26 protein-coding genes and 1 pseudogene are annotated in these 25733 nt (G+C 56.2%); 20 read left to right on the top strand and 7 right to left on the bottom strand.

The features are described 5' to 3' along the window. The 4 genes and pseudogenes from KYE_RS00790 to KYE_RS00805 form a co-directional block, all read right to left on the bottom strand. Positions 1-339: pseudogene (locus KYE_RS00790) on the bottom strand (arsenic resistance protein); the annotation flags it as partial. Positions 340-372: 33 nt separating this feature from the next. Then, on the bottom strand, positions 373-1281 hold the full coding sequence (locus KYE_RS00795; RefSeq protein ID WP_008169406.1) for a cation diffusion facilitator family transporter: 909 nt from the start codon (positions 1279-1281) through the stop codon (positions 373-375). A gap of 97 nt (positions 1282-1378) precedes the next feature. Beyond that, entirely contained in the window at positions 1379-1894 is a 516-nt protein-coding gene (gene lspA / locus KYE_RS00800; RefSeq protein ID WP_008169408.1) for a signal peptidase II, read from the bottom strand. 4 nt (positions 1895-1898) lie between these two features. Beyond that, positions 1899-2795, bottom strand: coding sequence for a cation transporter (locus KYE_RS00805; RefSeq protein WP_039881754.1), 897 nt, complete (start codon positions 2793-2795; stop codon positions 1899-1901). 171 nt (positions 2796-2966) lie between these two features. Between KYE_RS00805 and KYE_RS00810 the strand changes: the two genes are divergently transcribed. After that, complete coding sequence (locus KYE_RS00810) at positions 2967-3431, top strand: hypothetical protein (RefSeq protein WP_008169412.1); 465 nt, start codon at positions 2967-2969, stop codon at positions 3429-3431. A 1147-nt stretch (positions 3432-4578) separates the two neighbouring features. On the opposite strand, the gene KYE_RS00820 is transcribed toward KYE_RS00810, so the two are convergent. The 3 genes from KYE_RS00820 to KYE_RS00830 all read right to left on the bottom strand — a co-directional run bounded on the left by KYE_RS00820 (position 4579) and on the right by KYE_RS00830 (position 7581). Then, complete coding sequence (locus KYE_RS00820) at positions 4579-5268, bottom strand: hypothetical protein (protein WP_008169416.1); 690 nt, start codon at positions 5266-5268, stop codon at positions 4579-4581. 332 nt (positions 5269-5600) lie between these two features. Next, the gene (locus KYE_RS00825; protein ID WP_008169418.1) at positions 5601-6929 is read right to left on the bottom strand and encodes an ATP-binding protein; all 1329 of its coding nucleotides are present in this window, start codon (positions 6927-6929) and stop codon (positions 5601-5603) included. After that, positions 6916-7581, bottom strand: coding sequence for a response regulator transcription factor (locus KYE_RS00830; protein WP_008169420.1), 666 nt, complete (start codon positions 7579-7581; stop codon positions 6916-6918). The genes KYE_RS00825 and KYE_RS00830 overlap by 14 nt, the downstream gene beginning before the upstream one ends. A 199-nt stretch (positions 7582-7780) precedes the next feature. Between KYE_RS00830 and KYE_RS00835 the strand changes: the two genes are divergently transcribed. The 19 genes from KYE_RS00835 (at position 7781) to KYE_RS00930 (ending at position 25695) form a co-directional block, all read left to right on the top strand. Beyond that, the gene (locus KYE_RS00835) at positions 7781-8308 is read left to right on the top strand and encodes a cupredoxin domain-containing protein (RefSeq protein ID WP_008169423.1); all 528 of its coding nucleotides are present in this window, start codon (positions 7781-7783) and stop codon (positions 8306-8308) included. A gap of 87 nt (positions 8309-8395) precedes the next feature. Beyond that, the gene (locus KYE_RS00840; RefSeq protein ID WP_008169424.1) at positions 8396-10177 is read left to right on the top strand and encodes a copper resistance system multicopper oxidase; all 1782 of its coding nucleotides are present in this window, start codon (positions 8396-8398) and stop codon (positions 10175-10177) included. Beyond that, positions 10174-10923 (top strand): copper resistance protein B, encoded by a 750-nt coding sequence (locus KYE_RS00845; RefSeq protein WP_008169426.1) that lies wholly within the window; start codon positions 10174-10176, stop codon positions 10921-10923. Before KYE_RS00840 ends, KYE_RS00845 begins: the two co-directional genes overlap by 4 nt. A gap of 146 nt (positions 10924-11069) precedes the next feature. Next, a complete protein-coding gene (locus KYE_RS00850; protein ID WP_008169428.1) occupies positions 11070-11426 on the top strand; it encodes a hypothetical protein in 357 nt (118 codons plus the stop codon). Positions 11427-11437: 11 nt separating this feature from the next. After that, positions 11438-12793 carry an APC family permease gene (locus KYE_RS00855; protein ID WP_081467483.1) on the top strand — a complete coding sequence of 452 codons (1356 nt, stop codon included), beginning with the start codon at positions 11438-11440 and terminating at the stop codon, positions 12791-12793. A gap of 12 nt (positions 12794-12805) precedes the next feature. Further along, positions 12806-13039 (top strand): hypothetical protein, encoded by a 234-nt coding sequence (locus KYE_RS00860; protein ID WP_008169431.1) that lies wholly within the window; start codon positions 12806-12808, stop codon positions 13037-13039. 113 nt (positions 13040-13152) lie between these two features. Beyond that, positions 13153-13569, top strand: a complete 417-nt coding sequence (locus KYE_RS21415; protein ID WP_139043634.1) for a hypothetical protein — start codon at positions 13153-13155, stop codon at positions 13567-13569. Between the two features lie 151 nt (positions 13570-13720). Beyond that, positions 13721-14083 carry an NADH-quinone oxidoreductase subunit A gene (locus tag KYE_RS00870; RefSeq protein WP_008169436.1) on the top strand — a complete coding sequence of 121 codons (363 nt, stop codon included), beginning with the start codon at positions 13721-13723 and terminating at the stop codon, positions 14081-14083. A gap of 980 nt (positions 14084-15063) precedes the next feature. Then, on the top strand, positions 15064-16008 hold the full coding sequence (locus KYE_RS00880; protein ID WP_008169441.1) for a Ni Fe-hydrogenase III large subunit: 945 nt from the start codon (positions 15064-15066) through the stop codon (positions 16006-16008). Further along, on the top strand, positions 16005-16901 hold the full coding sequence (locus KYE_RS00885; protein WP_008169443.1) for a complex I subunit 1/NuoH family protein: 897 nt from the start codon (positions 16005-16007) through the stop codon (positions 16899-16901). Before KYE_RS00880 ends, KYE_RS00885 begins: the two co-directional genes overlap by 4 nt. Continuing rightward, on the top strand, positions 16901-17446 hold the full coding sequence (locus KYE_RS00890; protein ID WP_008169445.1) for an NADH-quinone oxidoreductase subunit J: 546 nt from the start codon (positions 16901-16903) through the stop codon (positions 17444-17446). Before KYE_RS00885 ends, KYE_RS00890 begins: the two co-directional genes overlap by 1 nt. Continuing rightward, positions 17443-17754 carry an NADH-quinone oxidoreductase subunit NuoK gene (gene nuoK, locus KYE_RS00895; protein WP_008169448.1) on the top strand — a complete coding sequence of 104 codons (312 nt, stop codon included), beginning with the start codon at positions 17443-17445 and terminating at the stop codon, positions 17752-17754. Before KYE_RS00890 ends, nuoK begins: the two co-directional genes overlap by 4 nt. After that, positions 17751-19571 (top strand): NADH-quinone oxidoreductase subunit L, encoded by a 1821-nt coding sequence (locus KYE_RS00900; RefSeq protein WP_008169449.1) that lies wholly within the window; start codon positions 17751-17753, stop codon positions 19569-19571. The genes nuoK and KYE_RS00900 overlap by 4 nt, the downstream gene beginning before the upstream one ends. A 35-nt stretch (positions 19572-19606) precedes the next feature. Continuing rightward, entirely contained in the window at positions 19607-21076 is a 1470-nt protein-coding gene (locus KYE_RS00905; RefSeq protein ID WP_008169450.1) for a complex I subunit 4 family protein, read from the top strand. After that, entirely contained in the window at positions 21076-22449 is a 1374-nt protein-coding gene (locus tag KYE_RS00910; RefSeq protein WP_008169451.1) for an NADH-quinone oxidoreductase subunit N, read from the top strand. The genes KYE_RS00905 and KYE_RS00910 overlap by 1 nt, the downstream gene beginning before the upstream one ends. Continuing rightward, on the top strand, positions 22437-23588 hold the full coding sequence (locus KYE_RS00915) for a hypothetical protein (protein WP_039881755.1): 1152 nt from the start codon (positions 22437-22439) through the stop codon (positions 23586-23588). Before KYE_RS00910 ends, KYE_RS00915 begins: the two co-directional genes overlap by 13 nt. Positions 23589-23641: 53 nt before the next feature. Continuing rightward, positions 23642-24172 (top strand): proton-conducting transporter membrane subunit, encoded by a 531-nt coding sequence (locus KYE_RS00920; RefSeq protein WP_227497710.1) that lies wholly within the window; start codon positions 23642-23644, stop codon positions 24170-24172. Between the two features lie 350 nt (positions 24173-24522). Further along, on the top strand, positions 24523-24930 hold the full coding sequence (ndhC, locus tag KYE_RS00925; RefSeq protein WP_008169454.1) for an NADH-quinone oxidoreductase subunit A: 408 nt from the start codon (positions 24523-24525) through the stop codon (positions 24928-24930). 87 nt (positions 24931-25017) lie between these two features. Next, positions 25018-25695, top strand: coding sequence for a NuoB/complex I 20 kDa subunit family protein (locus KYE_RS00930; RefSeq protein ID WP_008169455.1), 678 nt, complete (start codon positions 25018-25020; stop codon positions 25693-25695). Positions 25696-25733 lie beyond the last annotated feature (38 nt).

Here is a 25733-nt window from a genome sequence, read left to right on the forward strand (position 1 = left end):
TCCCAACTTCAGCGCGTCATTGTCCGGCAGCGCCAATATCAGCAAGGCAGTGATCGCCGGCATGACCAGAAAATTTCCGGTGAGCAAGGCACCCATGAACCGACGGTCCCGGAACATATCAGACAGGTGGGTCAACGGTGTTTGAGTAAATGTGGCGTAGAGCAGAACTCCGAGCAACCCCCAGATTAAGTAATCCGGCACACTGTCACCGAGGGACGATGTCCAATCCACAGACAGTCCGAAAACAACAGCGATGAGGTAGGCCCAGACCTGGTGGCGTTCAATTACGTCTCGCATGGCGTGCTCGTAACCGAGTGGAATGTCGGCCATTCGCAGCATATCTGCCACACGGTACCCTTTTCAGCAGCCCTGCTAGCCATGGCCATAAGTATGGGCATCTTTGTGACTGTGATCAGGATGTTCAAACTCCAATGTTGAATGAGTGATGCCGAACTCGTTTTCCAAAGTTCGTTTTATCCCACCCTTGACTTTTTCAAGTTCATTCCAGGCACTTATTTCGACCACCACATGGGCGTCGAGGGAGGCATCATGCTCACCCATCTGCCAGAAATGTACGTGGTGAAGGTCTAAAACGCCTTCTACGTTTGATAAAGCCTCGATGACAGAATCTGTGTCGATATCCAATGGACTACCCAGCATGAGTGTCCGGATGGTTCCGCCGATTTCCGTTAGACCCAGGTAGAGAATATAGCTTGCGATACCAATTGTGATCGCGGGATCAACCCAACGCATGTCGTACAGGAGAATCAGGGCGCCGCCTACAACGACTGCAATTGACGCAAACGCATCAGACAAGTTGTGTAGAAACAGCGCACGGATGTTGACGCTGTCCTTTTGCATGGAGTAAGTAAGCAGCGCGGTCAAACCATCCACTACCAATGCGATAATGCCAAGCCAAACTACCCACCACCCCTTGATTTCCGGGGGATCTATGAATCGCATGCCACCTTCGTAGATCAAATATGCCCCGATCATTATCAAAGTGGTGTAATTTATGAGTGCCGCAACAACCTCAATTCTCCCGTAGCCAAAGGTCATCTTCGAGTCGGCCGGGCGGCGTGCAATCTTCCGCGCCGCAAATGCGATAAATAGTGACGCCATATCCGAAAAGTTGTGTATAGCGTCGGCTATCAGCGCCAAGCTGCCAGCGAAGATCCCTCCAGCGATCTGAGCCAAGGTTAGGATACCGTTCGCCCAGATAGCTACTGCAACTCTCTTATCCTTAGTATCCGGTGACATGTGAGCATGCTCGTGGCCCATTGTTTTCTCCTTGGTCGTTGCTGTTCAATTAAACGTAGTCGCAACACTCGCTAAGCCTGGCTCAGAGGGCTTAGCGAGTGTTGCGACCGCGCGAAAACTAGCCATTCTGGCGATTTTCCATGTTATTCCCGGCACCTTTCTCGGCTGTGAAGCTCGTGACCAAAATCATGGCCACGCCCAGGACGATGAACACGTCGGCAAGGTTGAACGCCGGCCAATGCCAAGATTGCCAATGGAAATCCAGGTAATCGACAACATAGCCTCGGAAAACTCGGTCGATGACATTTCCAAATGCACCGCCAAGTACCATCGAATAGGCTAGTGCTTCGGTTCGCTTATGGCTGTCCCGAATCAATTTGACCAGAACAGCCGAGACGACAATGGCTATCGCAATAAAAAAATATCGCTGCCAGCCACCGCCATCGGCAAAGAGACTGAAGGCAGCGCCTTTATTCCATACGTGCACCCAATTAAAGAAAGGGGTGATCTCAACCGATTGTCCGTAAGCCATGGATTGCTGGACGAGCCATTTAATAAGTTGGTCGGCCAGAGCTATAAGTGCCGAAAAGCCGAGAAAAGTGAGCGTAAAAAAGCGAGAACGGTCTTCAGACATCGAATTATCCTTTTAGCGCAAGGATGCGCTTGGCACCAATGAGTACAATGCCTCCCACAATACCGCCAATAACCAGATCCGGGTAGTTGGAGCCGGTCCAGGCAACAAGAAGGGCTGCAAGGATAACTCCCAGATTGATAACCACATCATTGGCCGAAAATATCCAGCTGGCTTTCATGTGAGCACCGCCGTCACGGTGTTTGGCGATCAGGAGCAGGCAACTGATGTTGGCAATAAGGGCCACAGATGCGACGGCCATCATCATTGACGACTGGGGATCACTGCCAAACAGAAAGCGCCTGCCAACTTCAACCAGTACCCCAGCGGCAAGGATAAGCTGGAGTATGCCAGCCACATGCGCCGCTCTGACCTGCATTTTGATGCCGTGCCCAACGGCGTAAAGCGCGAGACCGTAGACGGCGGCATCGGCAAGCATGTCTAGCGAGTCTGCAATCAGGCCAGCGGACTGGGCGATCAGGCCCATCGTCATCTCGACCAGAAACATCAGTGCGTTGATTGCCAGCAGTATCCATAAAGTGCCGGACTCTTCGCTTTCGTTGGCCTTAGAAGATTCAGCCGCTCTGACGGATTCAGCGCTGGCGTCTTCTGTCCTCTGCAAGGAAGCGCCCAGGCCCAGGTTTTCCAGTTTGCTGGTAATAGGACCGGTTTCTCCATGGTGGATAATTTCCAACGTACGACCCGATAAATCGAATGACAGCGACTGAATGTTTTCAACGCCAGTCAGTGCCATTCGAATCATTCGCTCTTCCGAGGGACAATCCATTTTTGGTATTCTGTAGGTGCTTAGCTGGCTACCTGTTTCGGCGGTGGCGCGTCCCTGAAACTTGTCATCTACGACAGAGTCTTCACTGCCACACTGCCCATTGCAGGGTTTGCTCATTTTCTCGGCTCCGGTTCTCGTGCAAATGATGTCATTTAAAACCCTGTAGCTACTACAGGGTCAATGACTAATCTACTCTAGTAGTCGTCAAAATCGGCGTTTGTCTGGATAAAGATCTACAATGATAAGTGCGATGGTGTGGGCATCTAATTTTTTTCGGGGGTAAACTTTATGATTTCATTTAAAAGACTTACAGCAACCGCTGCGTTGTTGGTTTTTCCTGCATTCGTGCTAGCGCATGGTGATCAAGGCTCATGGCAAGGGCATGGTCCTGGCATGATGATGGATCAGGAGCAAATGCAGCAGATGCACCAGAACTGGTCCCACATGAACCAGCTGATGCAACGCATTCCTGATGAAGCTTCACCGCAAGAACGGCAACAATTGATGCGAGAACACAGAGAGGCGATGCAAGAGCAAATGGGTTTTATGCATCACGGTATGATGGGCCCCGGCATGATGCGGGGCCAACGGGGCATGATGGGGGGCCAGCATATGATGAATGGCAGCCAACCAAAAAATGGTGATGGTCCGACTACCGAACAACAAATTCAGATGATGCAGGAGCGCATGGATCAAATGCAGCTGATGATGGAGCAAATGCTGCAATACCAGCAAAATCTGAAGGTAGAGTGATCGAGAAGCCTTCAAATACTTCTGTTTAACAGACGCTTAGTGTCTGGCGAGTTTGATAGGCTGACGTTTGTGAAAACGGCCCAGTAGCTGGCTTTTAGTCTCTACGATCCGTGACCTTTTACGGCTGAAAGTTGGTGCTCTGGGCGCTACTTCGAATGTTCGCTTTGCGACCACAGGATAATTTGTTGTGTCAATTTCCGACCACGCTATAGCGGCATGACCAGTTGGCTGATTCATTGTTTAAACTTGTTTCTGAGTCTTTCTCAATTAACGACTTCAGGCATATGTCGGTAGATTAGACTCGATATGCAAAGAAGGTCGGTAGAGCCTACCTTGCGAAACAGGTTGATTGTTAATCCTCCTCATCCCTGGTCGGACAGTCGCCGCCACGCCCAATTCAGGATCCTACGCAGCTTTAAGATATATCTCACACGAATCCTGCATTGACAATGATAGGGTTGGGGCCGAGTCAGCTGGTCAGGACGACCGGGACTCAACGCCGGCACGGATGCTAGGCAAACGCGACACCTGCCCAGTGGTGTGACGCGCCAAGGAGAGACTTGGCACCACCCCCGCTTGTGACAATTCGCACCCTTTGATCGACCCAATCTTGACCTAGTCAATCAGGATTATCAGAATAATGTTCGAATATTCAGTTTTGGGTCAGAGGTGTTCCATCACTCTCAATGAGCATCGGTTACTGTCCGCATTGCCTTTGGAAAGGTTACGGTATTTGCCTTCTGACATTACTAGTTGGAAATCCACGTGAACGGGATTAGCGAGCTGAGGACGGAGTTTCGTCGCCGACACAATATGACTACGCCACCCTTCAAGCGTTTGCGTCAATGGAAACCGTCGGCATCGTTACAGAAGATAATATTGAGCTTTCTCATTGGCTCGGCGTGGCGGACCGCAGGATTCTACGATTAGTTCTAGAGTTAAAGTCGGTTCTATTGGATATCGAAGCTTGGCGAACGATGATTCTTGAGCCCTACAAACGGCTTGGCCCCGGTGTCTACATGGTAGGGGCTTTCATCGGACATGACAGAATTGTTGGCGTCGTGGAAGGACGACAGCCAATGGTCAGGGTTTTTTCGTCTAAACCGGACGCGCTGGGCCGGTCCTTCGGCCAAGACACTGAATAGATCTAATTCCGAAACTCTGACACCTGGCGCTCTAGGTTCGCGTACATTGCCAGAAGATCATCCTCGTTGAGCGTTCCTCTGGTGGTTGCCTTAGCCTTATGTTTTTCCAGCTGGCTACGTTGTTCGGCGTAAACATGATGGAGGACGCTGGCTTGATAGTCGCAGCCCTCGTGATTGTTCAGTTGTTTTCGAAGCGATTTGAACTGATCAGGACTGGGAACCTGTTCGAGCTTTTTAGCTATGTCTTTGGGTCGGATATTGAACACTTCTCCCCAATGTTTTACGGCATGCTCCCAGGCCTGAGATAGAGATGCCCGCTCATCTATGTAGAATTTGTTAGCAGTTCCTCGTTTGTTTACGGAGAAATAGCAGGTTTCCTGTGCAGCACTTTTCCCGCTTCCGATGCCAAGCGTGATGCCCTGGAAGCCAACACCGCGACAGGGGAGGGTTGAGGGATGGTCTTTTCCAATGAAATCCAGATATTGAAGTGCTGCGGAGCGGGCCATGTAACGGGCCTCATAGTACTTGGCCCTGGTCTCTTGATACTGGTACCAGAGTTCTTGAGTAATTCTGTTGTTCGGCCTCTTAAGAGAGAAATACTTCTGATAGCGTTTGCCTCGGATGGTGGCAACAACTCGCCAACCGTGGAAGCCAGAGGTCAGCTCCCCTTTTTCATAAAAGCTAATAGCCATGGATAGTCGATCTTTCCCGTCCAAATCACGTTAAAGATAGTACGCAGCCAAGCAGGCGTCGCCTGCTCTACTCTGAGGCCTACGTCAGCTTGCTGCAATCGAAAATGGTCAATAAACTTCTCAGTCTCTTTGGGCTGCAAACTGGAAACACCGACCTTCGGTCAATCGTTGTCGCTTCCTAGGAGTGAAGCATCGTCCAGCTGAATGGTTGCCACCGTCAGGTCAGTGCGGTTATGTGGCAAATCGTACTTGTTTGACTGCGTTGGTTCTTGCTAAGGGTAGAGTTATCAGAGTTTTCAGACGCGACAACCCGCTCTTTAACTTCCGTGAATTCAAAATTCAATCGTGACCTTTAATCCACCTCGTGGGCGATTGGAAAAGACAATCTTTGCGCCATACCGGCTAACAATGTCTTGAACGATTGCAAGGCCGAGCCCGTGGCCCGGAGTCTGTTCGTCCAGCCTTAATCCTCGTTGACCAAGCTTGCTCAATTCAGCTTCCTCAACGCCGGGACCATCGTCTGTCACGACAATTCGTTTTGAGGGGCCGCATTGTTCCAATATTAGCTCCACCTCTCTATGTGACCACTTCCCCGCATTGTCCAGCACGATCCCCAGTATTTCAGATAGGTCGTATTCTACAATTGGCCAACGGCTATTCTCTGGGAGAGAACTTGATAACTCAAATGATTTTGCCGGGTATAGTCTTCCCATCATCCACAGAAGGTCCCGTGCTTTTTCTACTGGATAGCAGCTTTTTCCTACCTGCGGCCCAGCAAACCGGCTGCGGCGCATTTCAGCTTCAAGTTGTTTGTCAATATCCCCGAGACGCGCAGCTATTTGCTGCCTTAACTCGCTATCTAGCGGCGTAGAAGTGTCGCTGAGAATTTGTTGGACAGACGCAATCGGAGTTTTAACGCTGTGGGATAGGTTTGCCAGCGCATTCCTCGAGCGCTCCAATCGTTGATCAAGTGAGTCAAGCAGCTGGTTCAACTGTTCGACGAGAGGGTGGAACTCCTCGGGGACAGTCATATCTATACGCGAGACGCTCCCATCCTGGAGTCTTTTCAGTGACGCCTTGAGTCGTGTGACAGAATGCATGGACAAATTGACGCCGAGCCAGATTGCACAAACCATTAGCGAGATAAGTAAAAGAGATGCGATTGCCGTCCATGCATGTAGCTCTGCCTGGCTATTCTTCAATGCGCCGAGGTCTTCTGCAACGATAACAACAAACGGTTTTTCGTTTGCGATGAAGGAACTCCGATATGCCAATATGTCCGTTGGGGCCCCTGCTATTTCAGAATTTTCGACCCGAATCGTGCCCTCTTTTTCCGATTTGATGAGCGGCGATAGTAGCGGTTTCCATGATTCTGGCGAAATGATGGTCCTGGAATCGGAGTGTTGAACAAAAGCATGGTGGAATACGCGCTGAAAGTAATCGCCCGTCTTGAGTCCGTCGAAGGCTCCGTCACTGTCCCGAATCTGATGCTCTAAAAACGAAACCTCCTCTTTCAGCCTGTCCGTGACAAATTCACGGGACATTCTTTCGAGCAGAGCACCATGTGCAAACCAGGCTATTGCCATCAAGGCAACACCTGCGGGCAGCAGTATTACAAGCAGGGTGCCTTTTACAGAGGCAGGTTTCTTAAACGTTGTCATTGAACATATAGCCTTGGCCACGTCGGGTTGAGATTGTGGAATTTCCCACCAGTTTTCGCAGCCTCCGAATATATGCCTCGATAACGTTCGCGCTTGGGCTATCTTCGAGACTGTAAAGCTGCTCTAGCAGTTGGTCTTTTGAAAAGACATGGCCCGGCTTACTCATCAGGCAGCGCAGAAGACGAAACTCTGTGCCGGTAAGTGGATGTTCAGTTCCATCGTCCACCGACAAGCATTGACGATTTTCATCCAGCACAAAGCGGCCTGCCTTAACCAATGAATGTGTTCTCCCTTCGCTCCTGCGAACAATAGCATTCAGCCGTGCAATTAACTCTTCGGTCTGGAAAGGTTTTGCGAGGTAGTCGTCTGCCCCTGCCTTTAGTCCAGCCACTTTATCATGCCAGTCATCTCGCGCTGTCAGGATTAGTACGGGAAAGGCAATGTTCTTTGCGCGCCACTTTTTTAGAACATCTAAACCGTTGCCGTCGGGCAGCCCCAGATCCAAGATGCTGACCCGATAATCTTCCTGTTCACCCAGAGTCATTGCTTCTTTTGCCGTATACGCAGGGTCCACGCTGAACCCCGATTTTTCAAGTTGATGCAAGAGGCTGTTTGAGAGCATCTGATCGTCTTCAACCAGTAGTAAGCGCATTTTTTTCCTTTTTGCTGAGCGGCGACTGTGAATTCAACGTAATGTCTTTAGTAGTCCTGAATTCAGCCTAAATAAATTTTTTGAATTTTCAGTAAGAATTCAGATTGGTAAGCGATCTTATGTAACGATTCTGGACATTGATCAAGTGTCCTGAAAATACAATTAATTGTTGCTGAACGATTTCACAGGAGAAGATGGTATGAATGTATCAAAGTTGTTGGTAGCGGGTGTGGCCTTTTCAATGTCAGCGGGTGCTTTTGCCGCAGGAGTCCACGGTGGCGGGCACGGGGCTAGCAGCGGAGAGCCCGGAAAGGCTTCCGAGGTCGCTCGCACCATCACCGTGGAAATGTACGACAACTACTATGAGCCGGAAGAAATAACCGTGAAGCCTGGTGAAACCGTTCGCTTCGTGGTGGAGAACAAAGGAAACCTCGTGCATGAGTTCAATGTTGGCACTCCCGACATGCACAAAGCTCACCAAGAGGAAATGATGATGATGGTTGAGCATGGCGTGATCCAGGGCGGCAAGCTCAACCAGGACATGATGAACATGGATATGGGCAATGGCCATTCCATGAAACACGACGATCCCAACAGCGTCTTACTGGAACCCGGGCAGAGCAAGGAAGTTGTCTGGAAGTTCTCTGATAAAGGCAATATCGAATTTGCCTGTAACGTGCCGGGCCATTACCAGTCAGGAATGTACGGTGACGTAAATTTCGAATAATACAGTGTGCTGAGCGCCGCACGATTGCAAGGGCTGGTGAAGGCTTTCCAGCCTAGCTCCAATGAAGTGCAGTTGGGAATAAAACAGATGAAGATACGCCTTTTGACAGGGCTTTTGACCCTGCTGATGCCGGCCATGGTCATGGCCGGTGAATACGGCCTGACGGTTGACCGGGTTAAAATTGATACCGGCGATTTCGTGAAAGAAGGTATCGGCTACAATGGTGCATCTCCGGGACCGGTGATGCGCTTCAAGGAAGGTGAAAATGTCAGGATCAACGTAACCAACAACCTGGACGAGATGACCTCGATCCACTGGCACGGACTGATCCTTCCCTTCGACCAGGATGGTGTGCCAGGTATCAGTTTTCCAGGTATCAAGCCGGGTGAAACATTCACCTATGAATTTCCTATCCAGCAAGCAGGCACCTATTGGTTCCACAGCCACTCTGGTTTTCAGGAGCCAGACGGAGCCTATGGCGCCATTGTCATTGAGCCCGAGGGCCGTGAACCGTTCCGCTACGATCGTGAATACGTGGTGCAGCTGACCGATAAACACCCCCATTCCGGTGACCGCATCATGCGCAACCTGAAAATGATGTCGGATTATTACAACCGTGAGCAGCAAACTGTGGGCGAGTTTTTCTCGGACGTGTCAAAAAATGGCCTGATGAACACCGTCAGTGACCGTATGGCCTGGGGTGGCATGCGGATGATGAAAGCGGACGTTGAGGATATCCATGGCTTTACGGGCTTGATCAACGGCAAAGGACCAAGCCAAAACTGGACAGGGATCTTCGAGCCGGGCGAACGCATTCGGCTGCGTTTTATCAACTCTTCGGCGATGACTTACTTTGATATCCGGATCCCCGGTCTGGACATGACGGTTGTGCAGGCAGATGGCAACAACGTTCAGCCGGTTAGTGTGGACGAGTTCCGGATCGGTGTGGCGGAAACCTACGATGTGATCGTCCGTCCGAAAGATGAGCAGGCCTACACCATTTTTGCTGAATCCATGGGGCGTTCCGGTTATGCGAGGGCAACACTGGCCCCCGAAGAGGGTATGGAAGCGGCCGTGCCGCAACTGCGTGAAGCTGCCCGACTGACCATGGCGGATATGGGCGGTATGCCCGGTATGGACCATGGCAGCATGGCAGGCATGGATCATGGAAACATGGATATGGGCAGCTCAGAAGGTGTGTCCGGAATGGACCACTCAAACATGGGCAGCATGGACCATTCGAATATGAAAGGAATGGATCACTCCAACATGAAAGGAATGGATCACTCTGACATGTCCGGCATGGACCATGGTTCCATGGCGATGGGAAAAGGCGGTCCCAGCGATCCCTTCTATGCCAAGGGCAGTGGCGTTGTGCCGACGGCGGCCAATGGTGGCAAGTTCCTGTCCTATGCTGATCTGAAGGCTCAGGACCCGTTGTACGAAGACCGCGAACCGACTCGGGAGATCGAGCTTCGTTTGACCGGCAATATGGAGCGCTACACGTGGAGTATCAACGGTGTTAAATACGAAGACGCGGATCCCATTCGTCTCAAATATGGTGAACGGGTCCGTTTCAAGTTTGTGAACGAAACCATGATGACTCATCCCATGCACCTGCACGGTATGTGGTCCATCCTTGATGTTGGCGCAGGTCAGTGGAACCCGATCAAACACACCGTTAGCGTGAACCCGGGCACTACGGTGTACATGGAAACCGAGGTTGACGAGCCAGGCCAATGGGCGTTCCATTGCCATCTTTCTTACCATGCGGCTGCCGGGATGTTCCGCAAGGTGATTGTTGAGGGTGGCCCTGAGTCCACGCAGGCCAAGACAGGCGTCGTTGCTGAAGATGGAGGTGAGGCATGAGCTGTATTCGATCACTTGCCGCAGTCAGTTTCCTTGCCTCTATTGGTTTCTCAACGACGGTGATAGCTCAGGAAATGATTTCCGATACCACCGCTCGTAAACAACCGCTCACAGCCTGGGGTGTTCAATTTGAGGAGTTTGAGTACCGATACAGCGATGATGATGAGGAACTGGGCGTCTGGGATGCGGATGCCTTCTATGGCACCGACGAGTTCAAAGTCCGGCTGCTCACAACCGGGGAATACGAGATAGAGGAACAGGCCTACGAAACACTGGAAAACCAGTTGGTCGGCCAGATCCCCATCTCCAAGTTCTTCGACGCCAAAGCGGGTGTTCGCTTCGACACCCCTGAAGGGCCGGATCGCACTTATGCCGTGCTGGGTGTCGCTGGGCTTGCCCCACAATGGTTTGAAGTCGATGCCAACCTGTATGCCAGCAAGGATGGTGATACGTCTGCCGAAATCGACGCGGAATACGAGCTGCTTTTCACCAATTACTGGATCCTGTCTGCAACCCTGGATGCGACGGTAGCATTCAGCGAGGATGAGGAAATTGGCGTGGGCAAAGGCTTGGTTTCCACCGAAACTGGGCTCCGGTTACGCTATGACCTGATCGATCGCGCATTCTCGCCTTACGTGGGCGTGGTGCATGAGCGCAAGTACGGTGATACCGCAGATCTCGCTAAAGCCGAAGGCGGTGGCACAGAAGACTGGTTCGCAGTCGTCGGTGCCCGCATCTCGTTCTGATCGGAATGAATAAGGAGCCAGGGGTTGCCCTGGCTCTATTTTATGATGTACGTCAATTTCATCGAAAACCTTCACTGATTTTCAGTCGCAGTTCAGGTCCGCATGTTGTCATTGAGGGGAAATGATAAGGCGAAGAGGGGCCCGCCATGACTAAAGCACATAAAACATCGAACCAGGAACAGTTCCTGCTGCGACGGAAACTTGTCGTGGAAGGTTTTGAAGAGAGTGAATGGTCTGACTTTATTCACGAACTCAATCATCACCCCTGTGTTGATTTTGCCGAACGCAAGCCAAATAATCTGTTAGACGTTACCTTCGATGGGACTCATTGGTCTACCGACGAGTTATTGGAGGTGATTGGAGCACATGGTGGCCGGTTGAAGGCGGGGTGGTGGGCTCAAAGGAAGCTGGCGTGGTATCGATTTACAGATGACAACGTTCGTGCCAATGCCAAGCATGATCCGTTTTGCTGTTCAAAGATCCCGCCCATGAAACGAAAATAACCGGAGGTTAAATGAGCAGGGAGCAAGATAGAACCACTCGTTATAAGGAAGGCAGTCTCACACTCGCGGGAACCGTTATGCTCGGTACCGGCGTCATGATCGGCGCCGGTATCTTTGCACTTACCGGGCAGATGGCGCAGATGACCGGTGTTCTTTTCCCATTGGCGTTTCTGGCGGCTGCGGTGATCGTCAGCTTCAGCTCTTATTCCTATATCAAGATTTCTGATGCCTACCCCTCAGCCGGGGGCATTGGCATGTACCTTTACAAAGCCTATGGCAATCGGCTGCCGACCGCGTTCAACGCCTTGCTGATGTATTTCTCGATGGTGATCGCCCAGAGCTTCCTCGCGCGTACTTTCGGTTCCTACACCATGCAACTGTTCGGTGGTGATGAAAGTGGTCGCATGGTGTCCATTCTGGGTGTGTCGCTGATCCTGGCGGCGTTTCTGATCAATCTGCTCGGTAACCGAATGATTCAGGGCGTGGCTTCCTTTATCGGGTTTCTGAAAATCGGCGGTATACTGGTTTTCGGGCTGGTGGGTGTCTGGATTGCCGACAGCCTGGCGGTGGATTTCTCAAGCCCGGGCGAGGCCGGAACCGCAGGCAATTTCCTGGGTGCGACGGCGCTCGGAATACTGGCCTTCAAGGGCTTCACCACCATCACCAACAGCGGCTCCGAGGTGCAAAACCCTAACCGGAACGTGAGTCGCGCCATCATTATTTCCATTGCCGCCTGCGTGGTGATCTACACCCTGGTCGGTTTTGCCGTGGCCAGCAACCTGTCCCTGGCGGAAATCATCAAGACCCAGGATTACTCCCTTGCGGCTGCCGCGCGTCCGGCGCTGGGGGATTATGGCCTCTGGTTCACGGTCGCCATTGCCATGACGGCCACCTCCGGTGGCATTCTGGCCAGCATTTTTGCTGTCTCGCGCATGCTTGCCATGCTGACTGAAATGAAACTGGTCCCTCACCGTCATTTTGGTATGCCGGGCAGCATCCAGAAGCACACGCTGGTCTACACTGTGGTCCTGGGGCTGGCTCTGACAGCCTTCTTTGACCTCTCCCGGATTGCCGCCCTGGGTATCGTGTTCTACCTGGTTATGGACATTGCCATCCATTGGGGCGTGCTTCGCTACCTGCGCGACGATGTGAAGGCCAGGGCGTGGGTGCCGGCAACGGCCATCGGTCTGGATTTGCTCGTGCTGGGCGGCTTTGTCTGGGTCAAACTGAATACCGACCCGTTTGTCATTGGCGTGGCGGTTGTCACGATGATCGTGATCGCGGTATCCGGGCAGCTTTTCCTGAAAAGGGCTGCAGCAGCCGAAAAAAACGGCCACGAGGAATCCCATGCTCACGGTCACCAGTAATCGGAATTCAACATGGAGGGCAGTATCACGATGGGGGAAAACATGTTTGGCAACACCATGTGGGCCGGGCACTGGCTGTGGATGCTGGTGATTGCCATCGTAGTCGTCATCCCGGCCTGGCGTATTTGCCAGCGCACGGGCTATCCGGGTTGGATGGGGGTCTTGATACTTATCCCCATCGTCAATCTGGTTTTGCTCTACTTCATCGCTTTTAGTGACTGGCCAGTTGAGCGGAGTGGAAAATAAGTGGACTGTTGTAATGCAATTGATACATTGAGCTTTCTTCACAATCCTACGATACGACTTAAGGCTGTTGTTCGTGTGATCACAATAATTGAAAGAAACTGGGAGATAACCAGATGAAAGCAATAAATTTTAAACTGTTCGTATTTTTGACTTTTTTGCAAGCGCCATTTTTGCACGCTGAAGAAGTTCTTTCTGGCGAAGATGTCGCAGATGTTGTCGTCGGAAACACGGTGCAAATGGAATTCCGAGATGCTCAGGACAATTTTCGCACTCGAACTTTTCATGAGTACTATGATCCTGATGGTTCGATCTATGGAATGACCAAATATCGCGAACAACAGGGAAACCTTACCCACTATATCGGAAGATGGGAGGTCAAAGACGGTAAATTTTGCACATCTGTCTATGGTCGCGACTATTCCTGTAACAAGATAAAGCCTTTGTCTGGAAATGATTTCGAATTGCTCAATGAGGGAGGCAAGATAAGGAACGTCAAGGTATATGAAGGGAAGCATCATGGACTGGAGTAAGGATATCTGCGGGTGAGTTTTTAGCCTCTGTTTGCTCGGGAAGTACGGTTCGCCCATGCGGAACCAAGAAGCGAGTTAAGGGCATATTGATCTTGTCTCTGGAGAACGCTATCGGAGTGCAGACTCCGTTGCGCGACTTGAGGATTGGATGATGAGTATTTTGGAGCAGTACGGTCTGCTGCTTGCCTTGGTGCTTGGCATCGCAGCTACGGTTTTGGCCCTGTTTGGGATTGCCCGTGCCATGGGCCCGACGCGTCGGGAGCCGGGCAAGGACGTGCCAGCGAGTTCCGGAGTGTTGTCACGGGACCCGGTCTGGGGCCGCTATCACGCACGGTACTACGGCTACGCGCTGCTCTTTCTGGCCTTCGACATGGAAATGGCATTTATGTACCCCTGGGCAGTTGTATACAGGGAAGTAGGGCTGGTTGCTTTGTATGACATGGGGGTGTTCCTTGCCATTCTCTTTCTTGGTTTGCTCTACGGCTGGAGTCAGGGGGCATTGAGGCGGCAATGACTTCTGACCCGACAATGACCATTACGGGCGCGCGCCAGCGGCAGGAGCGGTTCACGGTACTTCAGAAGTGGGTTTCGCGGGCCCTCGCGGGCAACCTGAGATGCCTGATCGTCCCGGGGCCTGAAGTGGCACTGTCCCATGGCCTGGATGTGACAGCGGCAGGTATGCGCAACACCGCGACACCTCGCGATGCGAGCGTGCTCCTGATTATCGGCGAGCTTTCAGAGAAAATGAACGAGGCCGTGGCGGTGCTCTATGCGCAGATGCCGAGGCCGCGAGCCATTGTCATTTTGGGCGGACAGACGCCGTCAACGCTACCGGACCCTGATTTTTCCGCGGGTGTTTCGCAAGCCGGTCTGATCGACGCGGTTGACTGGTTGAAGCGCGCGCTGGCCAAGGGCGCATTCTCAGACTCCCCCGAGGATTTCGACGCCCCTGTTCTGCACGCCAGGATAGAGTATGTCTGCCCCATGCACCCGGAAGTTGTCCAGAACGAGCCGGGTAGTTGCCCCAAGTGTGGCATGGACCTGGTCGCCCGGGAGGCAGGGGAGCCGGCCCCCGAGCATGACCATGGGCACGATCATCGCGAGCACCGGCACCATGAGCACGAACACCAGCATCATGATCATGCGCAGCAGCACGAACACCATGAACACGAACACGATCATGGTCACTGCCATGACCATCATGATTCGCATGAGCACGATCATGAGCAGCACGAGGGTCATCAGCACTCGCACGAAAACCATCATGATCACGGACACAAGCACCAGCACGGTGAGTCCGACGGCGACGCGGAGGAGAAAGGTTCTGGGCATGATCACAGTGGCCACCATCACAGTGGGCACGGTCATGATAGCCACGAACATGGCGGCCATGATCATGTAGGTCACGGTCATAGTGGTCATGATCATGGTGGTCATGATCATGGTGGTCATGATCATGGTGGGCATGACCACGGCGCCTCGGGATTCATGTCCATGATTGAAGTGACCAAGGACCTGCCTCGTAGCGCCGACGGGTTGGCGATGGACTGGATGGAGGTGCCGTTCGGTCCGGTTTTCCCCGGTCTGCCTGGTGGGCTCAAGTTGACGCTGACTCTTGACGGTGACGGCGTAACAGAAGGACAGGCCACATCCTTGGTGGGCATGATCAATGAGAGTGAAGAAGGCAAGGAGATCGACGCCGAGACCTTTATCGAGCGCCTGGCGTCGGCCATGCCACTGGCCAGCGTGAGCTACCGACTGCTGGCCTGCCTGGCAATCGAGCGGGCGGCTGGTCTGGAGAACGATTCGGCAACCGATCAGGCCCGGGCTGTGGCGCTTGAATGTGAGCGCATCGCCAGTCACCTGGGTTGGCTGGCGCAAACGGGGCGCCAGCTCGGCTTCGCCTGGTTGACGGATCGTGCCGCAACCCTGCAACTGGAGATCCGCCGCGCCAGTGGAAAACGGCTTTTGGAACTGACGCCCGCTCTGCATGCATTGGCGGCTCGTCTTGGGCGAACGCCTTTGCTCAAATCGCGATTGAAGGGGATCGGCATACTGCCATCGGGCACTGCGGGCCTGAGTGGCCCCGTGGCGCGCGCTGCTGACGACGCCGGAGATGCCTGGGCGCGCCTGTGGCAGCGCCTGGACGAAATCATCACGAGCCTCGACTACATCAAGGCAACCGGGGAGCCGGGGCTACCTGTTTTGCGAAACATCGGGCGTGGATCAGGCACCGGTGAGGCCACCGTGGAAACCCCGCGCGGCGAGGCTCAACTGAGCCTGATTCTGGAACACGGCCAGGTGAAATCCTACAGGTTGGACACCGCCTGCAGTCACCATATCGGCCTGGTCGCAAAGCTTGTCGAGGGCCGGGAACTGGGCGACGCACTGGTGGCGGTCGGATCACTTGACCTTTCGCCCTGGGAGGTGATCTCGTGAACTTCGTCATCGTGTTGCTTGCGTTGCTTGGTAGCGTCTGGCTGCTCGCCGTGGTCGAGGGCTGGACGACAACGGGCCGCCTGCGTCCGGCCGCGCCCCTACTCAGCGGCCTGGCGCACCTCGGTCGTGAATCCATTGTACCGCGCACGCCGGACCGGGTCTTTTTCGAGACGGCGCCGGTGCTACTGCTGATCGTCGCGGTGCTTGGCGCGGCGGTTCTGCCTCTGGCGCCGACCCTGGTGATCGCGGATCTGGCTACCGGTGCGCTGTTCATCAACGCGGCGCTTGCCTATGTGCTGGTGGCGCTGATCATGGCCGGCTGGGGCCCGAATGGCGCCTACGCCATGATCGGCGGCTGGCGATTCCTTGGCCAGCTCATCGCCTACGCCATGCTTATTGTCATGCCCATCACTGCGGTGGCGATGCGCGCCGAATCGCTGGTGACCACGGTGATCGTTGGCTCCCAAGACGGCTTGTGGAACATTGTCTATCAGCCGCTTGGTTTCGTGCTGTTTTTCATTGCCGCCATGGCGCTGGCGTTTCGTGCGCCTTTTGATCTGCCAACCGCACCCGGGGAACTGGGCGGGGGTGTGGACGCGGAATACACCGGCGTGCGCCTGGGGGTGTTGCGCCTGGCCAGGCTGACGCTGGTGATCACGCTGGCTTCCGCGACCACGGTGTTCTACCTCGGCGGTTGGCACGGGCCGCTGCTGCCGCCCTGGGCCTGGAGCCTGATCAAGACCCTGGCCGTGGCCGTGTCGATGCTCCTGGCCGGTCGCTATCTGCCGCGCATTCGCGAGGCGGATCTGATGCGGTGGTGCTGGACCCTGGGGATTCCCCTGGCACTGCTCAATATCATTGTTGTCGGTTTACTGGTTCTGGTGGTTCCATAATGTACGCTCAGGCTTTTTTTGTTGCCGTTTTCGGGCTGGCCGCCATCGGCTTCGGCGTGGTGGTGTTTCGCACATCGTCCATGGTGCGTTCCGCGCTGGCGCTGTTGTTTTCTCAGACTGCCGTCGGCTGCATGTTCCTGGCGATGCAGACCGAATTCCTGGGCGTGCTGCAGATCATGATGATGGCCACGGAGATGAGCATCATGGCGATTTTCATGGTGATGTTCATGATGGACCCAGGCGGGCTCGGCGGCATGGAGATGACTCACCAGAAGCGCTTTTCAATAAGCGCCGGGGTGGTTGCTGGCGGCGCAGCGATTGCGGTCGCGCTTCTGGCCGACTGGGGGCCGGTGACTGTCGAGGCGCCGGATGCCGAGATGCAGACACGGGCGCTGGGCATTGAGTTGCTGGGACGTTCTATGCTGATCTTCGAAACCGCCGGTATCACTATCCTGACCGCGATGATCGCGGCCACGGCGGTGGCGATACCGGTGTATACCTTGTCCGGTAACGGCGGCACGGAAACCAAGGAGACCTCGGAATGACGTTGATCCTGATCCTGGCGCTTGTGACCGGCGCGATCCTGTTCGGCGTCGGCGTCTATGGTGCGCTGTCCCAGACCAATCTGGTCATGATCATGATGGGAGTGGAACTGATTCTCGCGGGCGCGCTGGTGAACCTGGTTGCCTTCTGGCGTTTTCTGCATCCCGAGAGCTACTCCGGCCAGATGTTCGCGCTGGTGGTAATGACGGTCATGGCGGTTGAAATGGCGGTCGGCTTCGGCGTCGCGATCGCACGCTTCCGGGCCAGGGGCTCGGTAGAGATGGAAGAAGCGGGGGACCTTAAAGGATGAGTACCGTAGTGCTGCCGGTACTGCCACCCCTGCTCGCCGCCTTGGCCGTGCTGATACTGCGTCGGGGCGGACCTGCGCTGGCCCTGGCCGGCGCAACGCTCAGCCTGGCAGGAAGTCTCTGGCTCCTGGCCCGGGTCGCCGGCGGTCAGGCCGAAACCCTGCTTCTGCCCGGTCTGCCGGAAATGCCACTTCGACTGGTCGCCGGACCGCTGACGGCGCTGCTGGCGGTGGCGGTGGCCACCGTGGGCACGTTCGTGCTGATTCATGCAGTCGGTTATATGAAGCGGGAGTCCGGCCTGTGCCGCTTCTACGCCTTGATGTCCCTGTTCCTGGCCGCCATGCAGGCGCTGGTGCTGTCCGGCGACTGGGTTCTGTTGCTGGCGGCCTGGGAATTGATCGGTTTGTGCAGTTACCTGCTGATTGGCTTCTGGTTCCAGCGACCCGAGGCCGCGGATGCCGCCGGTCGCGCTTTCCTCTACACTCGTAGCGCCGATCTGGGTTTGTACGTGGCGGTATTTATGCTGATTGGGTCGGCCGGTACCGGCGAGATTGCCGCCTCCCTGGAGACCGGCGGCAGTGCATCGACCGCCGCCGGGCTTTTGTTGCTGCTGGCCGCCATGGGCAAGTCTGCCCAGGTCCCCTTGCAGGACTGGCTCATGCGTGCCATGGCGGGGCCGACACCGGTCTCGGCGCTGCTGCACTCGGCCACGCTGGTGGCGGCGGGCGCCATCCTGCTGATCCGTTCGGCCCCGCTGCTGAGCCCCGAGGTCCTGCTCGCCGTTGGACTTGTCGGTGGCGTTACCACGGTGGCAGCCGGGGTCATTGCACTTGCCGAACGTGATCTCAAACGCCTGCTCGCGGCTTCCACTGCCAGTCAATATGGCCTGATGCTGGTCGCGGTCGGCGCCGGGGTTCCGCTGGCTGCCCTGTTGCATTTGCTCGCCCATGCCGCCATCAAGAGCACCCTGTTTCTTGCCGCCGGCGACTTCCAGCATGCCCGCGGGGGTACCAGTTTCGATCAGTTGGAGGGCGTTGGCCGCGCCAGACCCTGGGCTTTTGCCGGCTTTGCGTTGGCGGCGCTGGCACTGGCCGGTATTCCGCCACTGAGCGGGTTCTTCTCCAAGGACGCGGTAATCGCCGCCGCCCTGTCTGCGCAGGGCGCCGCCTGGCTCGGCCCCCTGGCGCTGGCCGGTACCCTGCTGACCGGCGGCTATATGGCCCGGGCCTTGCGCCTGCTGTGGCGAGGCTCCGGCGAAACCCGACCGGTTGCTGGTAGTGCCTGGATGCGCGTGGGCATTTGGGGTTTGGTGGTCCCTGCCACTACCCTCGGCCTGGCCTTCGGCCCCATCGAGGCAGTTCTTGATCTGCCCGCCGTCACCGCAGGCACAGTGGCCGTGCTGCTTGGGCTCCTTGCTGCCGCGAGTGGGCTGGGCCTGGGCTGGCTCGTGCCGGCTCCCCGCCTGCTAGGGCCGGTCTACCCGTGGGCACGACGCGGACTTGCCGTTGGCGGCGGGCTTACGGTCTGGGTCGGGAGGCCAGCAATGGCCGTTGCCCGGGGGTGTGAGTGGCTGGAAGGTCGCCTGTATGCAGCCGTCCTCAATGTCGGCCAGGCCGGGCTCGCGGTGGCGCGGCTGGCGCGCGCCAGCGACGAGCGCCGCATCGATGGCCTGATCTTCGCCCTGGTGGCAGGTGTGCGGGCTTTGGGGGATCGCGCCCGCGCGCTGCAAAGTGGTCTGATCCATCGTGAGCTGGCCGTCAGTGTCTCGGTTACGGCCGTGGGACTGGTCGTGCTGCTTGTGACGTTGCTGCGTTTCTAGCTGCGTTTCTAGTTTCTAAAGGGAATCCGATATTCATGTTACCACTCGTTTCCATCACCTTGTTCCTGCCCCTGGCGGGCGCCGTCCTGATCCTGGCCCTGCCACGACCGACGGCACAGACCGTGCACGGCATCGGCATCGCCACCGCCTCCCTGACACTGGCCTTTGCCGTTGCCATGTGGCTGCGGGGTGTCAGCGGCGTAGGCTTTTCCCAGGTCGAGGAGCTGGAATGGATCCCGGCCATTGGCGCCGCCTACCGGGTGGGGGTCGACGGCATCAGCCTGCCGTTGGTGCTACTGAGTGCCGTGCTTTTCCTGGTTGCGTTCATCTACGCTTCGTCGCTTCGTGAACGTCCGCGCGCCTACGTGGCCCTGGCCCTGCTTCTGGAGACTGCGGCAGTCGGTACCTTCACCGCTCTCGATGGGATTTTGTTCTACGTCTTCTTCGAAGTTTCCCTGGTGTCGATGTACTTCATGATCGCCGGGTGGGGACACGAGGAGCGGCAGCGTGCAGCCCTAATGTTCTTTATTTACACGCTGCTGGGCAGCCTGCCGCTGTTGCTCGCCATCCTGGGGCTTTACCTCGGCAGCTCTGAACCGACCTTCGACATGCGAGCCTGGATCGAGAATCCGCCACTGGAAGGGGCGGCGGCTATGTGGGCATTGGTCGCTATGCTGATCACCTTTGCGGTAAAGATCCCCGCGGTGCCGCTGCATACCTGGTTGCCTGCCGCTCATGTTCAGGCGCCGACCGTCGGCAGTGTCATCCTGGCCGGCATCATGCTGAAGTTCGGCACTTACGGATTGGTCCGCTTTGCCCTGCAAATGACCCCCGATGCTTTCCGTGAAGCGGGGGTCGTTGTTCTGATCTTTGGTGTCGTCAGCGCGCTCTACGGGGCTTTTGCCGCCCTGGCTCAGAGCGACCTCAAGCGCCTGGTTGCCTACACCTCAGTTAATCACATGGGCTATGTGATCGTCGGCGTCGCCGTGGCCGCACTGACTCTGGACTCCTCGGTGCGTGCCGTCGCGCTGGATGGTGCCGTGTTGCAGATGTTCAGTCACGGTCTGGTTACCGGCGCCCTGTTCTTGCTGGTGGGCATGATTCAGGACCGCGCCCATACCCGTGAAATGGGTGAGTTCGGCGGTCTGCTCAAGACGGTCCCGATGCTTGGCTGGTCATTTATATTGGCGGCCTTTGCGTCCCTGGGCCTGCCGGGGCTGGCGCACTTTCCGGCTGAGTTCCAGATATTTCTCGCCACCTTGGGTAGCGCGCCCGTAGCGGTTGTTGTGATTCTGGGCATTGCCATCATCGCTGGCACCTTTCTCAAGGCGTTGCGCGAAACCTTTCTGGGCGAGCCCAGACAGCGCTGGCAGGCCATGCCCGATCTCAGTGTACGGGAATGGCTTGCCGTGGCGCCACTGCTGGTACTCACGGTTGCCACCGGCGTGGCACCGTCCTGGGTGCTGGACATCATTCACCGGACCACATCGGCGCTGGTGCTGTAATGGCCCGTGATCTTGCATTATTGATTCCGGAAATTGCCGTACTGTTAACGGCTGTCGGCGCGCTGATTGCGGAAATGCTGCGCCGGCCGCGAATAGCGCTGGTGGTCTCGGTCATCGGGCTGCTCGCTGCCACGGGGCTGACGTTGCGTCTGATTGGCGCGGACACAACGGTGTTCGGCGGCAGCTTCCGGATTGACGAACTCAGTGTCTGGGCCAAGCTTATTCTGTTGCCGGCCACCGTGCTCTCCATGCTACTAGCGCGAGTGGATGTGCGAGGCACCGCGCGTGAGGGTACGGTCTACAGCCTGCTGTGCTTTGCCACCCTCGGCGCCCTGGTTCTGGCCGGCGCGGGCGATACGATGTTCCTGGTGTTGGGCACACTGTTGACCGGCCTGGCCACCTTCGCCTTGGTTGCCTACCCGGATACCGACCCGGCCACCGAAGCCGCCATGAAATTCTTCGTGTTTGCCTCGGTCACCGGTGCAATCATGATTTTCGGTCTGAGTTACTGGTTCGGTGCCGCCGGCTCCACCTTGCTTGCTGATCTGCCGGGCATGGATACCATGCCTATGGCCGTCATCATCGGCTTTGTGGCTGTCGTTATCGGCCTTGGCTACAAGGCATCGCTGGTTCCGTTTCATTTCTGGGCGCCAGATGCCTACGAGGGCGGGCCGCTGTCGATAGCGGCTTACCTGTCCGTGGTGCCCAAGATCGGGGCTCTGTTCGCACTTGCTCAGGTGGTTCGCGGTCTGCCCCCGGAAAGTGGTTGGACTGCCGTCATCGCGGGTCTGGCCGTTCTGACCATGACCTACGGCTATCTCGCCGCGCTGGTGCAGGATAACGTCATCCGGCTGTTGGCGTATTCTTCGATTGCCCAGTCCGGCTACTTTCTGCTGGGCATCGTCGCGGTGGGTTCAAGCAAACTCGCGCTGACATCGGTTATCCTGTTTGCTGCCGCCTACGCGGCCATGAACCTGGGCGCTTTTGCCGTTACCGCGGCAACTGGCCGTGTGCTGGATGCGTTCCGTGGGCTGGGCCGTGCAAAGCCCGTGACCGCAATCGCAATGGTGGTTTTCCTGCTGTCGCTGGTCGGTATTCCGCCTCTCGCCGGCTTCGTTGGCAAGTTCCTGCTATTTGCCGCCGGCATCGATGCCCAGTTCACCTGGCTGGCGGTGGTGGCGATTGCCAACAGTGTGCTTTCACTAGCGGTATACCTGCGCATCGTCGTACCCATGTACCAGCAGGCGGCGACGGAATTCGCGCCATTGGGCAGAAGTCTTGGCACGGTGGTAGTGACCACCTTTGCCGCCACACTGATCATCGGCCTGGCGGCCCAGTTCTTTCTTGCGGGACTGGTGGAGTGGCCGGCCTAGTGCCCCGCCCGGCGACGCTGGCCATCGTGCCGGCCATGAGCACACCGCTGGCGTCCATTTTCGGCAGTGGCTTCCTGGTCATCGTACCGGTACTGGCCAGTAGTGTGGGGCCGTATTCGTTATGGGCGATGCTGGCGGTGGCTTTTGTCGCTTTTCACACCGGTGCCGTCGTGCGCCATAACATTCTGTGTGCTGAACCGGTGCTGGCAGCGGGCAGTCAACGTCTGACGCTCACGCTCGAACGACTGTCGGATGGGGCGCTGGTCCTGGCTTATATTGTGTCCGTGTGCCTCTACATTCATATCCTGAGCGCCTTCGTGCTCGGGGCTTTCGGACTGGATTCGGGCTTCAACAAGAGCCTGTTTACCACGCTGGTGATCGGCGTGATTACTGCAATTGGCATCATGGGTGGCTTGAGACCGTTGGAGCGGATGGAGCGGTGGGCTCTGTATGTGACCATCCTGGTGCTCGCTGTGCTGTTGGCCGCCTTCGCCCTGCGTGACATCAGCGACTTTCTGGACACCGGACGCTTTGTGCTGCCATCCATGCCGCAACGTTCCGGCTGGGAAATGGTGACCATGGTGGCCGGTACCCTGATCGTGGTGCAGGGCTTCGAAACGCCGCGCTATCTCGGCCAGAGTTTTGATACCTGGACGCGGATCCACGCCTCGCGCTGGTCGCAATATGTATCTCTCACGGTCTACGTGGCATTCGTCGCCGTGGTCTTGCCCCTGGTGCCAATTCTGGACGGGCAATACGCAGATAACAGCCTGATCCAGGTGGTTGCCTCGGTCTCGGTACTTCTTTCGGCGCCGCTTATCCTCGCCGCCGGCCTGTCGCAGTTCTCCGCTGCCGTTGCGGACACCCTGGCGGCTGCGGCGAACCTGGAGGAAGTGACGCGGCGGCGCCTCACCCAGCGTTGGGGTTACCTGCTGGTAGGCGGTGCGGCTATGGCGCTGGCCTGGTCCGGTTCCACCTTTACGGTGATCGCGCTGGCGTCACGCGCCTTCGCCCTATACTACCTGTTGCAATGTCTGGTGGCCCTGACGGTGTGCCGCAACCGGCGTGAGCGGGTACGTTTCTTCCTGGTTGCGCTGGCACTCATTTTTGTCCTCCTTTTTGCGGTGCCGGCCGGCTGACCGGGCGGTTTCCGGCGAAAGCCTGAATGTCTGATCTGCACCAAGAATTCATAATGAACTCCGTGACCTACTCGTCGATTGCCCAATCCGGCTATTTCCTTCTGGGTATCCTGGCAGTCGGCGCCAGTGAACTTGCTCTGCCATCCATTATACTGTTTGCTGCCGCCTATGCGGCCATGAATCTGGGCGCTTTCGCCGTTGCCGCCAATATCGGACGGACTCTGAACGATTTTGACGGATTGGGGCGCGCCCAACCGCTTATTGGCATCGCAATGGTGGTCTTTCTGCTATCGCTGGTCGGGATTCCGCCACTTGCCGGCTTCGTTGGGAAGTTCCTGCTGTTCGCCGCCGCCATTGATGTCCAATTCACCTGGCTGGCGGTGGTTGCAATTGCCAACAGTGTACTTTCACTGGCGGTATATCTGCGCATTGTCGTGCCCATGTACCAGCAGGCGGCGACGGAATTCGCGCCGGTGGGCAAAGCTCTTGGCACGGTGGTAGTGACAACCTTTGCTGCCACGCTGATCCTCGGTCTGGCGGCCCAGTTCTTTCTCTTGGGACTGGTAGCGTGGTCGTCGTCCTAATTCCTCCCCTGGCGATGTTGGCAATCGTGCTGGCAATGGTTACTGCACGAAGGCCTCAATCGGTGCGATGAAGCCATATTAGTAGACAACACAGTCTGTGCGGTACCTGCTTTCAAAGCAGCGCCAGTATGAAGCCTTCAGATACCTTGCTCTACTCGATTATGCCCGCGGAGTTGCTGTTTCCTGCAGGTCTTGATTTATGGCAGTGAGTAGTGCGCTCTGCTGACTGAGGCCGGCTGGAAACAGTCTTGTGAATTTGATCGGGATCAAAAATTGAGAACGATTGCTCTGCTGATTCAGTTCCGTTTCAGGCTGGGCGGATAGGATGATGATTCAGAACAGGAGGGGGTATGTCGGACACGGTCAATGAGTTGCTGGTCAACTACTGGGCAACCGGTTTTTTTGTGATCGCTGCCCTCGGCTTATGTGCCTTCATGGCAGGCGTTTCCAGCCTGCTTGGCGGGCGCAGCCATGGCGTCAGCAAAACCATCCCGTTTGAGTCCGGTATTGTCGGTGTCGGTGACGCCCGCCAGCGGTTTTCCGTCAAGTTTTATCTGGTCGCGATGCTCTTTGTGATCTTCGATATTGAGGCGGTGTTTCTGTTTGCCTGGGCGGTTGTGATTCCGGAAACGGGCTGGAGCGGGTTCTGGGGCGCGGCGGTTTTTATCCTGATACTGCTTGCCGGCCTGCTCTACGACAGTCGCTCCGGGGCGTTGGAGTGGGCCCCCGAGGGTTCTCAGGGACACGGGGAGGGCTAATCGTTCGGTTCCAGGGTGTATTCAGTTCCCGATGATTGTCGTCCGGACCTTGATCACTGTCAGCAAACCTTTATATGGAGACCAGCCATGCCTTACAGACTGACACGGGCCGAGGAAGAGCAGGAATCCAGTGACCGTTACCCGATGGGGCGCCGGCAGTCATCGGAGGAATACGTCAAAAGCCAGCTTGAACGCAACGTATTCACCGGCAAGCTGAGTGACGTCCTCAACTCGGCGGTGAACTGGGGGCGCAAGAACTCCTTGTGGCCCTATAACTTCGGTCTGTCCTGCTGCTACGTGGAAATGACTACCGCATTTACCTCGCCCCATGACATTGCGCGCTTCGGGTCGGAGGTGATCCGCGCCTCGCCGAGGCAGGCCGACTTTATGGTGATAGCGGGTACCTGTTTCATCAAAATGGCTCCGGTTATTCAGCAGCTCTACGATCAGATGCTGGAACCCAAGTGGGTCATTTCCATGGGCTCCTGCGCCAACTCTGGCGGTATGTACGACATCTATTCGGTGGTTCAGGGGGTTGACAAGTTCTTGCCCGTGGATGTCTATGTAGCGGGCTGTCCGCCGCGGCCCGAGGCCTTCCTGCAGGCACTTCAGTTGTTGCAGGACTCGATTCAGGAGGAGCGCCGGCCGCTGTCCTGGGTCGTGGGGGATCAAGGGGTTTACAAGGCCGAGATGGGGTCCCAGCGGGAGCAGAAACGGAGCCAGCGAATCGAGGCCACCGAACTGAGGACTCCGGACAAACTCTGAGCGCCGCCTCCCGATTTGCCCAACCTTGACAGGAGATG

The sequence above is a fragment of the Marinobacter manganoxydans MnI7-9 genome (genome assembly GCF_000235625.1).
Lineage (GTDB): Bacteria > Pseudomonadota > Gammaproteobacteria > Pseudomonadales > Oleiphilaceae > Marinobacter > Marinobacter manganoxydans.